Here is a 13,299-nt window from a genome sequence, read left to right as displayed (position 1 = left end):
AACCCGCGCCCGCCAGTCATCCGGTCGCCAGCGCCTCGGTCGGCGTGAGCCGGGCCGCCCGCCGGGCCGGGTAGAGCCCGGCCAGCGCCCCGATCAGCACGGCCGCCCCGGCTCCGGTCGCCGCGCTGGTCACCGGCAGCGCCATCGGCCAGCCCATCACCAGCGCGTATCCGGCCGCGATGGCGAGGCCGGCGGCGACACCGGCCAGGCCGCCCGCAGTCGACAGGGTGACCGACTCGGTGAGGAACTGCGCCCGGATCTGCCCGCGGGTGGCCCCGAGCGCGCGGCGCAGCCCGATCTCCCGGCGGCGTTCCAGCACCGAGATGACCATGACGTTGGCGACGCCGACTCCACCGGCGAGCAGCGCGACCGCGCCGAGCCCGAGGAACAGGGCGTCGAAGGTCTCCTCGGTGGCCGCCTCCGCCTCCAGTTCCCGGGTGGGGGAGCCGACCTCGACCTCGGCCGGGTTCCGCGGGTTGATCGTGGGGGCCAGCAGGTCGTACACCGCATCGATCCGTTCCTGATCGGCCCGGGTGTAGAGGGTGCTCGCGTGGCCCCGGAAGCCGAGATCGGCGGCGTAGGACCAGCCGATCAGCGCGGACCGGTCGATCTCCGGCGCCAGCGGCAGCGTGTTCAGGACACCGGTGACCACGAACGGGCGCCCGGCGATCCAGACGTGCCCGCCGGCGGCGCCGATGCCGAGCCGGCCGGCGGCGACCGCGCCGAGGACCACCACCGGATAGCGGGCGGTGGCGGCATTGAGGAACGCCCCGGACCGGACCGTGCCCCGCAGCGTGGTGAGCAGGTCGTCGCGGGCCGCCTGCACGGCGATGCCGCCGGTGTCGGCCGGGTCGATCAGGTCGCTGCGCCGGACCGTCGCCTCGCCGACCAGCCCGATCGCGGACACGTCGGTGACACCCGGGATTCGGCCGACCATGCTCTCGGCGGTGCCCGGCAGCTCGGCGTCCTGCCCGGTGAGGCTGCGACCGGGGGAAGCGGTCAGCAGGTCGGAGCCGAGCGCCCGGATCTCGGCGATCAGCCCGGCCCGGCTGACCGTGCTGATTCCGGCCAGCCCGACCATGGCGGCCACGCCGATGGTGATGCCGAGCGCCGACAGCACCGCCCGCAGCGGACGGCCGCGCAGACCTTCCAGGCCGGTCCGGGCCAGGTCGCCGGCGTGCAGCCGGGCCGGTTCGGGCAGTTCGGCGCTCATGCGATCACCCGGCCGTCGCGGATCTCCACCCGGCGGGGCAGGGCGGCGGCCACGTCGCGGTCGTGGGTGATGACCACGACGGCGGCCCCGTCGCCGCGCAGTCCGGCCAGCAGCTGCAGCACCCCGGCGCCGGCGGCGGAGTCGAGGTTGCCGGTGGGCTCGTCGGCGAGCAGCAGCGCCGGCTCGCCGACCACCGCACGGGCGATCGCGACACGCTGTCTCTCCCCACCGGACAACTGGTACGGGCGGTGCTCCAGGCGGTGCCCGAGGCCGACCCGTTCCAGCGCGGTGCGGGCCAGGATCCGCCGCCGGCGCGGGGAGCAGCCGTGATAGAGCAGGCCGGTGGCGACGTTGTCCAGGGCGGACAGGTGGGCGGTGAGGTGGAACTGCTGGAAGACGAAGCCCACCCAGCGGGCCCGGACCGCGGCGAGCCGCCGATCCGGCAGCAGCGCCACGTCGTGCCCGTGGATCCGTACCCGTCCGCTCGTCGGGGAGTCCAGGGTGCCCATCAGCTGCAGCAGCGTGGACTTGCCGGAGCCGGACGGCCCGACGACCGCCACCAACTCCCCGGCGTGCACCGTCAGTGACACGGCGTGCAGGGCGTGGACCCCGCCGGGATAGGTCTTCGTGGCGTTCTCGACGGCGACGACGGGACTGTTCACGAGACCGGCACCTGCACCTTCGCGCCCTCGGTGAGCGCGCCGGCCACTTCGACCAGGTCACCGTCGAAGACACCCGGCGTGACCGGGACCGCGGTCACCGTGCCGCCGGCGCCGACCACGTTGACCGTGTAGGTGCGGTCGGCCGTGGCGAGCAGCGCGTTCACCGGGACGGCGAAGACACCACGGTGCTCGTCGCTGGTGAAGGCCACGGTCACCGGGGCGCCGTCGAGCCGGCCCGCGTCGGACGGCCGGTCCAGGCCGATCAGCACGGTGATGGTCGCCGACTCGGTGCCCACGCCGGTCTGCGCCCGCGCGTCGGTCCGCTCGGCGGTCGCCACCGTGCCGACCTCGGTCACCCGGCCGGTCGTCGACGTGCCACCGGGCAGCTCGACGGTCACCCGCGCGCCCGGCACGGCCAACCGCTGCGACGCCACCGGCAGCTTCACCGTCACCTGGCGTCCGGTCCCGGAGGCGGTCAGCACCGTCCCGGCCGCCGGGCCACCCGGAACGGCCTCCACGGCGGTGATCCGGATCGGACCGGGCATCACCACGACGTCGCCGGGCTGCACCGTGCCGGTCACCGGGACACCCAGTGCCCGCTGCCAGCGCCGGATCGCCGTCCGGGTGGCCGGCGTGAACCGCGTGTCGACGGTCAGGCGCGGGCCGTACCCCATGATCTTGAGGTTCTGCTCGAGGGCCTTCACGTCGCTGCCACGAGAAACCCCTGATGAGAGGGTACGAAAGAACGGCGCCCCACCGAACAGCAGCGGCACCACCCGCCCGTCCACCCGGAACACCGCCCGCCCCCGCCCGATGACGTCACCGAGCCCGGGAAGCCAGGTGATCCGCCCAGCGCCCGGCCCCAGCACCGTGAACACCCCGGCGTAGCCGAGCGTCCCGTCCACCCGGGTCGCGCTGGACAGGTCAGTACGTTGAACAGAAACGGTCGGGAGCATCGCCGGCTTTTCGGCCACCGGCGCACTGCACGCGCCGAGACAGAGCACGGCCACCATCAGACAACACCTGTGAGACATGCGCCGAGCGTGCCGCTGCCGAGGTTTCCGCCGGGTGACCGTGACGAAACCCCGGCCCTGTGAGAATCGAGCGATGCGGATACTCGTGGCCGAGGACGAGCGGTTCCTCGCCGATCTGGTCGCCGACGGCCTGCGCGCGCAGGCGATGGCCGTCGACGTTACCCACGACGGCGCCGCCGCCCTGGAGCGCCTGGCCGTCAACGACTACGACGTGCTCGTCCTCGACCGTGACCTGCCCCGTGTGCACGGCGACGACGTGTGCCGCGAGGTGACCGGCCGAGGCGGCCCCCGGATCCTGATGCTCACCGCCTCCGGCGAGCTGCACGACCGGGTCGGCGGCCTCGACCTGGGCGCCGACGACTACCTGGCCAAACCGTTCGCGTTCGAGGAGCTGGTCGCCCGGGTGCGGGCGCTGGGCCGCCGCTCCGGCCGCCCGCTGCCGCCGGTCCTGCGCCGCCACGGCATCACCATGGACACCGCCGTCCGCGAGGCGTCCCGCGACGGCCGGCCACTGCGGCTCGCCCTCAAGGAGTACGCCGTCCTGGAGGTCCTGCTGCGTGCCGAAGGCGCCGTCGTCAGCACCGAGGAGCTGCTCGAACGCGCCTGGGACGAGCACATCGACCCGTTCACCACGGCCGTGAAGGTCACCATGAGCAAACTCCGCGCCAAACTCGGCGACCCGCCGGTCATCGTCACCGTCCCCGGAAGCGGCTACCGCCTGTGAGCGGCTCCGTCCGGACCAGGATCACCCTGCTCTACGGTGGCTTCTTCACCGTCATCACCGTCGCCGTGCTGCTCGTGGCCCTCGGCCTGCAGGGCTGGGTCACGGCGGTCGCCCTCGGCCGAGGCGGCGCCGTCTGCCAGGGCGCCGAGTGCGACGCGCCGCCGGTCCAGGACCTTCAAGAGGGGGTACGCGACAGCCAGCGCCTGGTCACGCTGGCCGCCATCGCCGTCATCGCCGTGCTCGGCTTCGCCGTGTGCTGGTGGCTGACCGGCAGGCTGCTGCGGCCGCTGCACCGGATCACCGCGACCGCCCAGCGGCTGTCGCTGTCCACGCTGCACGAGCGCATCGCCCTCGACGGACCCGACGACGAGTTGCGCCGGCTCGCCGACACCTTCGACGCCATGCTCGACCGGCTCCAGCATGCCGTCGACAGCCAGCGCCGATTCGTCGCCAACGCCTCCCACGAGCTGCGCACCCCACTGGCCGTGCAGCGCACCGCCATCGAGGTCGGGCTCGCCGATCCCACCCCGGAGCGGCTCGCCATGATCCGTGCCGAGCTGCTGCGCAACACGCTGCGCTCGGAACGCCTCATCGCCGGGTTGCTGCTGCTCGCCAAGGGGGAGCGGGGGCCGGACGTGCGTACCCCGGTGGATCTGGCCGCCGTCGTCACCGAGGTGATCGCCCGCGACCGCGGCGACGTCCCGGTGAGCTTCCCGCCGCCGCCCGGCCCGGTGGTCGTGCCCGGTGACGAGGTGATGCTCGCGCAACTGGTCACCAACCTGGTGCAGAACGCGGTCCGCTACAACGTGCCCGGCGGGATCGTCACGATCACCCTGACCCCGGCCGCCCGGCTCACCGTCGTCAACACCGGCCCGCTGATCCCACCGGACCGGGCCGGCGAGCTGTTCGAGCCGTTCCGCCGCCTGGACGCCGACCGTACCGCCGGGTCCGCCTCGGCCGGGCTAGGCCTGTCCATCGTCGCCGCGATCGCCCGCTCGCACGGCGGGGCCGCCGCCCTGACGCCCAACCCGGACGGCGGCCTCACCGTCCGGGTCGACCTGCCGGCTCACCCGCCGGCCTCCTCCTCGCACTCGGCCTGAAGCTCCTTCAGGTTCGCCGGCGCCTGCTGGTCGATCTGCAGTTGCGGGCGCTCCGCCGTCGGGTCGCTAACCTTGATCCCTTTGCCGCGCAGGCACTGGGCGACCTTCACGTACCGGTCGAGCTCCTCGGCGGACGGCTTCTGGTACATCCCGGGCGGCGCGACACTCCGGCAGGCGGTCTCGGCGGCGGCGATCTTCGCCCGGTCCGTGCCGAGCGGCATGGTGTAGCCGTCCCCCGGATTGATCTTGACCGGCAAACCTTGCTTCCGCAGACACTCCACATACGCGACCACCTTGGTGAACGGATCCGCCACCCCGGACGGCGGCGTGTCCCCGGGACCCTCCGGCTCATCGGTGACGGCACACCCGAACAGCGCGAGCCCCAGCACGGCAACCACACAGACCAGCTTCCTCATGCGGCCAGGGTGGGCCGCCGCCGGTTTCGCCCCGGTGACCGCCGACCGGCGCCCGCGAAACTCGATGGCCGCGCCGCGGCGGGCGGTGGCAAGATCTGCGGCGGGTCGCTAGCTCAACTGGCAGAGCATTCGGCTGGTAGCGCGTCCGCCCTCCGCGTCTTCGCGGGTATGGGGGCGCTTCCTTCTCCGATGGAATCGAAGGGTTCGGGGTTCGAGTCCCCGGCGGCCCACTTCGGACAGCGGAACCACCGCCGGCGGGGAACGGAGGAATCACGTGCACGAGAAGACGATCATTCAGAAGACGCTGCGCGTGCCCGCGAGCATCGGCGAAGCCGGTGACGGGACGGCGGTGGCGCGGCAGTTCGACGCGGCGCTGCTCGACGTCGGGTTCGCGGCGTCGCGGGCGCTGCTCGACCACATCGGCGCGCTGGCGCCGGCGCCGGCCATGGAGCTCGCCGCGACCGCCGTGTCGGCGGTGCGGGAGCTGGTCGGCGACCACGTGCAGCACAACGCCTACTTCATCGACTTCCCGGCCGGCGTGCCGGACACCATCGAGTTCTGGACCGAGCGGCTGCGCGCCGCGGCGCTGACCGGCGGCGGCGAGGCGGCCCTGTCCGGGTGGCTCAACCTTCTGGAGCTTCCGGGGTACGGCACCTACCAGCACACCTACGCCGACATGCTCGCCGCCCACGACGAGCTGATCGCCTCGGCCGGTGACCGGCTGACCGTCCTGCACCTCGGCGACACCGCCGACCGGGAGGCCGAGAAGCTCTACCTCGCCATGGCCACGAGCGTCACGCCGCACGGCGAGGCCGACCTGGCGATCCTCAGCGAGCTGGCTGTGACCTGCGCCGACGGGCCGCAGCCGGAGACCGTTGCGGTGCGGGAGAACCGTGCCGTCCTCAACGGGGTCCGCCTGGTGCTCGGCCGTCCGCTGGTCGCCGTCGACACGACGACCGACGTGCTGCGCCTCGCCTGCCAGGTGTCCGGCGGGGACGTGTCGTTGGCGGAGGCGACCCGGTTCCGTGCATTCCGGCGCCCGGAGCGGCGGGTACTGCTGGCCGCCCTCGATACGGTGATCGGCGCGAGCCCGGCCAAGCTCGCCGACGTCAACCGCTATGCCGAGCGGTGGAAGCGGCTCGGGAACGACTCCACCCGCACGAGTACGGCCAGTGGCCGTACGCCCAGCAGGTCTTCGCCGTCGCTCGTGGGGAACGGCGGGCGACCACGCTCGCCGGGCGGGCCGAGACGGCGATCCGTGCCGGCGATGTCGCTAAGGCGGCGCGGGTGCTGTCCAGCGCGCCGGGTCAGCTGCTGCGCTCCGCGGACCGGCTGCTGCGCATCGCGCCGGAAGCCGAGCGCGCCACGGTGGTCGACACGGTCACCGGTGCTCTCGGCACGGCGTCGGGACGGGTGCTGCTGTCGCTGCGCGAGCACGTCGGCAACCGGCTGACGCCTGACGCGGCCAGGATGTACGTGAACCGGTCCCGCCGTGCCTGGGTCGGCCCGGACACCCGCGCCCCGCTGCCGGCGGAGCTGGTGGACGAGCTGTCGGCGCTGCTCGACGCCGAGATCAGCGCGCGGCTGCCGGAGTGGGAGCGGCCGCTGCTCGTCGACCCGGACGTGCTCGACGTGGCGCTGCCGCTGTCCGGCAAGGCGTCCGAGAGCGGCTTCGCGGTGCTGCCACGGGGCTCGCGGGCGCCGGTCTCCGGTGAACTGCTGCGGTTCTTCATGCACTGGCGGCAGACCACCCGCCGGACCGACTACGACCTGTCCATGCTGCTGCTCGACGACGGGTTCCACAGCGCCGGGCAGGTGTCGTACACGAACCTGCGCCGCGGCGGCATGGTGCACTCCGGTGACATCACCGACGCCACGAACGGCGCGACCGAGTTCATCGACGTGCCGCTGACGATCGGCGACGCGTACGTGGTGCCGCAGGTCAACATCTATTCCGGCGAGTCGTTCGAGGAGGTGGCCGAGTCGATGTTCGGCTACCAGACGCGTACGGCCGAGCAGAAGGGCGCCCCGTTCGAGCCACGGGCGGTGCGGGCCCGCTCGCAGATGCGCGGCCGCGGCCGGGTCGCTCTGCCGATGGTGTTCGCCCGCGGCGAGACCGGCTGGCAGGCCATCTGGCTGCACCTCTACCTGCAGGGGGACCCGGCGTTCAACCGCGTCGAAGGCAACGCGCTCAGCACCGCCGACCGGGTGCGTGCCCTGGTGGAGCGGCGCTACCTGACCGTGTCGTACCTCCTCGACCGTCTGCGTACGCCGGCCGGCGTGACGACGTGGGACGGCGTACTGCCGGACGAGCCGGTGACCTTCATCGGCATCGAGGCGCCGGAGGGTCTGCCGGAGGGTTCGGAGACCTACACGCTGGACCGGCTCGGTGAGCTGATCCCGGCATAGTGACCACCGAGGTCATGCGGGCGCTTCCTTCTATTTCCGTTCAAATCGGGAACCTCCGCCATGCGGGGGATCTGGCATACAGCGCCCACGCTTCCCTCGGCCCGTGGCCGGCGGCTCCCCGAGCCGCCGGCCACTCACACCCGACCGATCCACGCCCACCCGGATCGCCGTGAGCGGTGACCAGCGGCTTCGCCCGTGAGACGCGGTGACGGGCGGGACCCGCCGCCCGCGCCGCGTCGTGGCCACGGGCGGGTCTGGGTTCCGGGACGGCCCACGGCGTACCGAACAAGGCTGTCGACCCTCGGGTTTGTGACAAGCTGGGAGGCCGGGGCGCCCGGGGAGGTGGCGATGACGGCGGACGTGGCAGTTCGTGACCTGGTGGCGCTCATCGCCCGGCTGGAGAGCTCCAGCAGCATCGACGAGTTCGCCGAGACCCGGCAGCGCGCCGCCGAACTGCGGAGTCTGGCCGCCGCGGCCGGCGACGATGAGTCGGTCCGCCGCTGCGACCTGATCATCGCCGACGTGCTGGTACGCGAGGGGCACCTCGGGCCGGGCGGGCACAGCGCCCGGGAGACGCTGGAGTGGTCCGAGAAGCGCGGCAACCTCTACGTGCAGGCTCGCGCCCACCGGGTGCTGGGAAACTTCTACCGCATGCTCGGCGACTTCTCCGAGTCACTCGCCCACGGCGTGCAGTCGGTGTCGAAGCTGCCGGCCGATGCGCCGGCCGGGGTGCGGGCCCGGCACCTGCTGATGCTGGGATGCGCCCTGGACGACAACGGCTCCTTCGACGAGAGCGACGTGCGCTACCGCGAGGTGCTGCGGATCTCCGCAGAGACCGGCGACAACGGTCTGGCGTTGCGCGCGCTCAACAACCTGGCCTACAACGCGTACGAGCGAGGCGATCAGCCCGCCGCGAGCGCGCTGATCGTACGCATGCGCGACGTCGCGGACGGCGATCGCGGTCTGGCCCCCAAGGAGCTCGACACGATCGCGCGGGTGGAGATGATGGCCGGCCGGTTCGCCGCCGTCGAGGACACCCTGGCCGGGGTCCTGGACGGCACGGTCGGCGACCCGGACGGTGACGGCCGGGCCGAGTGCCTGCTCACGCTGGCCGAGGCACGCCGCTTGAACGGCCGTCCGGCGGCGGCTCAGATCACGCTGGACCGCGTGGCGGAGCTGTGCGAGCGCGGCGGCCTGGCCCGAGCCCGGGTGCAGCTGCGCCGGGAGCAGGCGGCGCTGTTCGCGGCCACCGACCGGTTCCGCGACGCCTACGAGGAGCTGTTGCGCTACCAGGAGAGCATGGCCACCCTGCAGAGCACCGAGCGCGAGGTCCGAGCCCGGGCGATGCAGGCCGTCTTCGAGGCCGACGAGGCCCGTCAGACCATCGAGCAGTTCCGCGAGCTGGCCAACCGCGACGCGCTGACCGGCCTTTACAACCGCCGCTACGTCGACGAGCAGCTACCGGCCCTGCTGGACCGCGACGGGCCGCTGTCGGTGGCGATCGTCGACCTGGACCACTTCAAACAGATCAACGACTCGCTGTCGCACGCCATCGGCGACGCGGTGCTCCAGCAGCTGGGCCGCCTGCTCGACGACGCGGTGACCGGCGCCGGGATGGCGGCCCGCCTCGGCGGCGAGGAGTTCCTGCTGATCCTGCCCGGCCTCGACGCCGCGGCGGCCGCACGGTTCTGTGAGGACGTCAACCGGGCGATCCGGGAGTTCCCGTGGGCGGCGATCACCGGCCCGCACACGGTGACCGCCAGCATCGGTGTCGCCGCCGGCTTCCCCACCGCGCCGCCGCTGCTCGCCGCCGCCGACCGCAACCTCTACATCGCCAAGCGCGCGGGCCGCGATCGCGTGGTGGCCTAGGCCGTGTCTTCAAAGGATCATGACCATGGATGATGTACGGCGTGATCCGCCGCTATGAGCTGACCGACGCCGAGTGGGAATCGCTGTCACCACACCTGCCATCGGTGATCACCGGCGGCCGTCCGCGCGAGGACGACCGCCGGGTACTCAACGGCATCGTGTGGAAGATCCGCTCCGGCGCACCCTGGCGCGACGTGCCCGCCCGATACGGCTCCTGGAAATCGATCTACACCCGTTTCCGCAGGTGGGCGTTGAACGGCACGCTCGCCAAGATGCTCGCCGCCGCCCAGGCCGCAGCGGACGCGAACGCCGACATCGACTGGCTGGTCTCGGTCGACTCCACCATCGTGCGCGCCCATCAGCACGCGGCGGGCGCAAAAAGGGGCAGCCGGAAACGGGCAAACCGGATCACGCCCTCGGACGATCCCGTGGCGGGCTGACCACCAAGATCCACCTGGCGTGCGACGGCGCCGGCCGGGTCCTGGCCTTCGTGCTCTCCGGCGGCAACGTCAACGACTGCACCCGCTTCGAGCAGGTCATGAACGCCATCCGCGTCGACCGGATCGGGCCGGGCAGGCCACGCACACGCCCCGATCACGTCATCGCCGACAAGGGTTACAGCAGCCGCGCGATCCGCCGCTACCTGCGCCGCCGCGGCATCGCTCACACCATCCCGGAACGCTCGGACCAGCAGAAACACCGCCGCAACCGCGGGCCTCGCGGCGGCCGCCCACCGACCTTCAACAAGCTGATCTACCGGCACCGCAACGTCGTGGAACGTTGCTTCAACAGGCTCAAGCAATGCCGATCGGTGGCCACCCGCTATGACAAGACCAGCACCTCTTTCCAGGCCACCGTCACCATCGCCGCACTGCTGCAGTGGCTATGACCCTTTGGCGACACGGCCTAGCGGACGCCTAGGCTCGGCTCATGTCTGCTGACCTTCATGCGTCATCGTTCGGGATCGCGGCGGAGGCCTACGAGAGGGGCCGGCCGCCCTACCCGGCCGAGGTGGTGGCGTGGGCGGTGCCGCCGGGGGCCGGCCGCGTGCTGGATCTCGGCGCCGGCACCGGCAAGCTGACCCGGGTGCTGCTGGACGCCGGGTTCGACGTCGACGCGGTCGAGCCTTCGGCGCAGATGCGCGATCGACTCGCGGTCTCCGCCGGCCGGGCTCACATCCTCGAGGGTACGGGCGAACGCGTCCCCCTTCCCGACGCGTCGGTGGACGCGGCCGTCTGCGCGCAGGCCTGGCACTGGGTCGACCCGGCCCGCGTCGTTCCAGAGATGGCCCGCGTGCTGCGGCCCGGCGGCACGCTGAGCCTGATCTGGAACATCCGCGACCACACCGAGCCGTGGGTGGCCGCACTCGACGACGTCCTGCACCGGCACACCCGCCAGGAGATCGACACCGCCCCGGCCGTCGGCGGCCCGTTCGGCGAGCCGGAGCGAGCCGAGTTCCGCTGGCGGCACACCCTGGACCGGGCCGCGCTGCTCGACATGGTCGCGTCCCGCAGCTATGTGATCCTGCTGCCCGACCCGGACCGCCGGGCCCTGCTCGACGGTGTCCTCGACCTGCTGGACCGGCACGGACTGGGCGACCAGCTCCACATGCCCTACGTCACGCGCTGCACCCGGGTCCGCTTGCGCTAGACGATGGAGTCCTGAATCCTCGCTGGTCAATGGTCGTACGCGGTGAATGATCTCGGGTCGGGTGCGTCGATGTCGGTGTTGTGCCAGATCACCGCTGCCAGGGCGAGCAGACGCTGACCGACGCGGACGAACAGGCCGTCGTGGCGGCGGGCTCCGTGACGTTGCAGGGAGAGGTGCCCTTTCAGCGTCTGGAAGATCGACTCGATCCATTGGCGGCAGCGCGGCAAGGCCCGTTCGGTCGGGGTGCGTGGTGCGTCGGCCTTGGCGTTGGCGCGTTTCGGGCGGACGAGGTGGATGTCGGTCAGGGCGCACAACCGGTCGAGCTCCTGGCCGGCGAACCCGCGGTCAGCCTGGACGAGGCGCTGTAGCCGTAGCCGGCATGACCGGCCTTCCCCATGCCGGTACGGCCGCGCCGCTCACCAGCCCAGACTTTGGACTCAACCATCTAGTAGTACTTTGTCATGATCTTCGCCGTCGGCTCTGTTTCCGTTGCGGGAAGCGAGTTTGGCAGGTCGGACAGGTACCGAGCAGGAAGACGAGCAGGTGTTGCAGGCGTCGGAGTACGCCGTAAAGGGTCATTCCGGCGCACGGGTTTTTGGGTCCCGGCGTTGCAGGGTGCAGAAGGCGTGGGCGGCGGAGATGAGGGTGACGTGGTGGTGCCAGCCCTGCCAGGTGCGGCCTTCGTAGTGATCGAGGCCGAGACCGGTCTTGACTTCCCGGTAGTCGTGCTCGATGCGCCAGCGCAGCTTCGCCAGCCGCACCAGCGTCCGTCTCGCGATGCGTTCGGGCAGATTGGACAGCCAGTACTTGACCGGCTCGGCTGCGCCGCGCGGCCATTCCGCGATCAGCCACGCCGCCGGTAGATCGTGGCCGCGATGCAAGCGGCGCAGCACCCGTCCGGCCGGGCGGATGCGCAGGATCGCGAACCGCGACGACATCATCTGCGGCTGTCCGCCCCGTCGGCGTGAGCCCTGCCGCCAGGTGACGCGGCGGGCCGCCTGTTGCCCGCCGGCGGCGGTGACGAGTGCGAGCAGGGTGGATTCCGGATCACGGTAGCGCGGGACCGGTGGGCGGCCGATGCGGCCGTGCGTGACAGTGGTACGCCGCGTGGGGAGCGGGTAGGCGTTGAGGTCACCGCTGACCTGCACCACATAGCCCAGCCCGCGCCGCTCCAGCTCGTAACGGAACTCGGCGTTGTCGCCGTAACCGGAGTCGGCGACGATCAGCGGCGGCTGCCGGCCCCAGCCGATCAACTCGTCGACCATGTCCAGGGCCAGCCGCCATTTCTCCCGATGGCCGATCTCGTCGGCGATACCGGCCTTGCGGCGCCGCTGGTGCACGTCCGGGTGCGCCTTGGGCGAGGCCGGATCCCAGGACTCGGGCACGAACAGCCGCCAGTCGACCGGGCACGACGCGATGTCGGTGACCATGCTGACGCTCACCGCGATCTGGCAGTTGGTGACCTTACCCGCGGTTCCGGTGTACTGGCGGGCCACGCACGGCGACGCGGTACCGCACTTGAGCAGCCCGGTGTCGTCGATCGCCCACGCCTGCGGCTCTACCGCCTCGTCGATGAGTTCGGCGATCCGGGCGCGGACCGGCTCGACCGGCCACGGGCTGTTGGTCACGAAGTGATTCAGCGCCTGCTCGTGCACAGCCCCGCCGAGGCGGACGGCCATCGGCTGGATCGACTTACGCCGACCGTCGAGCATCAACCCGTACAGGTACCAACCCGCCCGGTCCTGCCAACCGGAGCGTGACAACGACGCGAACACATCCGCGGTGTACTCGGTGAGATCCTCACGCAACCGCTCGACGCCAACTACGCGCATACCTCAACGAAACCAAGCCACTGATCGGAAATCATCACCAGTCACCCGGAAGTGACAAAGTACTACTAGGGAGCCTCCGAGGTCAGAGTCTGTGCCAGGTCGCCGCCGCCTCGGCCGGTCTACCTGCCGGGTTCGGGTGTTGTCGCCGCCGTCTGCGGTCGGTGGCTGAGCCCGGGTTCCCCTACCGGGTGCGCCGGACGGCCCGGTGATGGGTCTTGTGCCCGCGCGAACCGCTGCTCGGGTGCGACTGCGGCGCGGCACCGGCGTCGGCGACCCGGCCCGCGCGTGTCAGTGGTCCGTGTGGGCGATTTTCTCCGTGGTCGCCGGCGGTGATGGGCGCACACGTAGCGGTTGCGTGTGCGTTGGTCGTCGCCCTGGCGTTGGTGAGAG

10 protein-coding genes, 1 tRNA gene and 2 pseudogenes are annotated in these 13,299 nt (G+C 71.9%); 7 read left to right on the top strand and 6 right to left on the bottom strand.

What is annotated here, in order from left to right; all coding sequences use genetic code 11:
- Positions 1 to 16 precede the first annotated feature (16 nt).
- From ACQPZW_RS25340 to ACQPZW_RS25330, 3 genes are read right to left on the bottom strand one after another with little or no spacing between them, the layout of a single operon-like run.
- Positions 17 to 1,213: an ABC transporter permease gene (locus ACQPZW_RS25340; RefSeq protein ID WP_433788512.1), complete on the bottom strand. Its 1,197-nt coding sequence runs from the start codon at positions 1,211 to 1,213 to the stop codon at positions 17 to 19.
- Positions 1,210 to 1,875, bottom strand: coding sequence for an ABC transporter ATP-binding protein (locus tag ACQPZW_RS25335; RefSeq protein WP_433788511.1), 666 nt, complete (start codon positions 1,873 to 1,875; stop codon positions 1,210 to 1,212). Before ACQPZW_RS25335 ends, ACQPZW_RS25340 begins: the two co-directional genes overlap by 4 nt.
- Entirely contained in the window at positions 1,872 to 2,888 is a 1,017-nt protein-coding gene (locus ACQPZW_RS25330; protein WP_433788510.1) for a peptidoglycan-binding protein, read from the bottom strand. The genes ACQPZW_RS25335 and ACQPZW_RS25330 overlap by 4 nt, the downstream gene beginning before the upstream one ends.
- Positions 2,889 to 2,982: 94 nt before the next feature.
- Between ACQPZW_RS25330 and ACQPZW_RS25325 the strand changes: the two genes are divergently transcribed.
- On the top strand, positions 2,983 to 3,633 hold the full coding sequence (locus tag ACQPZW_RS25325; RefSeq protein ID WP_433788509.1) for a response regulator transcription factor: 651 nt from the start codon (positions 2,983 to 2,985) through the stop codon (positions 3,631 to 3,633).
- A complete protein-coding gene (locus ACQPZW_RS25320; protein ID WP_433788508.1) occupies positions 3,630 to 4,733 on the top strand; it encodes a sensor histidine kinase in 1,104 nt (367 codons plus the stop codon). The genes ACQPZW_RS25325 and ACQPZW_RS25320 overlap by 4 nt, the downstream gene beginning before the upstream one ends.
- Here the strand turns inward: ACQPZW_RS25320 and ACQPZW_RS25315 are convergent.
- The gene (locus ACQPZW_RS25315) at positions 4,700 to 5,149 is read right to left on the bottom strand and encodes a hypothetical protein (protein ID WP_433788507.1); all 450 of its coding nucleotides are present in this window, start codon (positions 5,147 to 5,149) and stop codon (positions 4,700 to 4,702) included. The two genes, ACQPZW_RS25320 and ACQPZW_RS25315, sit on opposite strands and share 34 nt — an antisense overlap.
- A 102-nt stretch (positions 5,150 to 5,251) precedes the next feature.
- On the opposite strand from ACQPZW_RS25315, the gene ACQPZW_RS25310 reads away from it, so the two are divergent.
- The 5 genes and pseudogenes from ACQPZW_RS25310 (at position 5,252) to ACQPZW_RS25290 (ending at position 11,077) form a co-directional block, all read left to right on the top strand.
- Positions 5,252 to 5,379 (top strand) — tRNA-OTHER (locus ACQPZW_RS25310).
- Between the two features lie 44 nt (positions 5,380 to 5,423).
- Positions 5,424 to 7,558: pseudogene (locus tag ACQPZW_RS25305) on the top strand (hypothetical protein).
- A 309-nt stretch (positions 7,559 to 7,867) separates the two neighbouring features.
- The gene (locus ACQPZW_RS25300; protein WP_433788506.1) at positions 7,868 to 9,427 is read left to right on the top strand and encodes a diguanylate cyclase; all 1,560 of its coding nucleotides are present in this window, start codon (positions 7,868 to 7,870) and stop codon (positions 9,425 to 9,427) included.
- A 44-nt stretch (positions 9,428 to 9,471) separates the two neighbouring features.
- Positions 9,472 to 10,316 (top strand): IS5 family transposase gene (locus tag ACQPZW_RS25295; RefSeq protein WP_433797502.1). Its coding sequence is split into 2 segments (ribosomal slippage): positions 9,472 to 9,810 and positions 9,813 to 10,316, totalling 843 coding nucleotides; the frame shifts between segments, so codons are not numbered across the junction.
- Between the two features lie 41 nt (positions 10,317 to 10,357).
- Positions 10,358 to 11,077 carry a class I SAM-dependent methyltransferase gene (locus ACQPZW_RS25290; RefSeq protein ID WP_433788505.1) on the top strand — a complete coding sequence of 240 codons (720 nt, stop codon included), beginning with the start codon at positions 10,358 to 10,360 and terminating at the stop codon, positions 11,075 to 11,077.
- Positions 11,078 to 11,103: 26 nt separating this feature from the next.
- On the opposite strand, the pseudogene ACQPZW_RS25285 reads toward ACQPZW_RS25290, so the two are convergent.
- A pseudogene (locus ACQPZW_RS25285) lies at positions 11,104 to 11,439 on the bottom strand (IS982 family transposase); the annotation flags it as partial.
- Positions 11,440 to 11,652: 213 nt separating this feature from the next.
- A complete protein-coding gene (locus ACQPZW_RS25280; RefSeq protein WP_433788504.1) occupies positions 11,653 to 12,909 on the bottom strand; it encodes an IS701 family transposase in 1,257 nt (418 codons plus the stop codon).
- Between the last annotated feature and the right edge of the window lie 390 nt (positions 12,910 to 13,299).

This window comes from Actinoplanes sp. CA-252034, from assembly GCF_050956125.1.
Classification (GTDB): domain Bacteria; phylum Actinomycetota; class Actinomycetes; order Mycobacteriales; family Micromonosporaceae; genus Actinoplanes.
Note: the sequence above shows the minus strand (reverse complement) of the source record. Positions and strands in the feature narration are given on the sequence as shown.

Coding starts and splice junctions, on each gene's coding strand:
- ACQPZW_RS25290 (WP_433788505.1), top strand. CDS start 10,358: ATGTCTGCTGACCTTCATGCGTCATCGTTCGGGATCGCGGCGGAGGCC.
- ACQPZW_RS25330 (WP_433788510.1), bottom strand. CDS start 2,888: ATGGTGGCCGTGCTCTGTCTCGGCGCGTGCAGTGCGCCGGTGGCCGAA.
- ACQPZW_RS25315 (WP_433788507.1), bottom strand. CDS start 5,149: ATGAGGAAGCTGGTCTGTGTGGTTGCCGTGCTGGGGCTCGCGCTGTTC.
- ACQPZW_RS25340 (WP_433788512.1), bottom strand. CDS start 1,213: ATGAGCGCCGAACTGCCCGAACCGGCCCGGCTGCACGCCGGCGACCTG.
- ACQPZW_RS25280 (WP_433788504.1), bottom strand. CDS start 12,909: ATGCGCGTAGTTGGCGTCGAGCGGTTGCGTGAGGATCTCACCGAGTAC.
- ACQPZW_RS25325 (WP_433788509.1), top strand. CDS start 2,983: ATGCGGATACTCGTGGCCGAGGACGAGCGGTTCCTCGCCGATCTGGTC.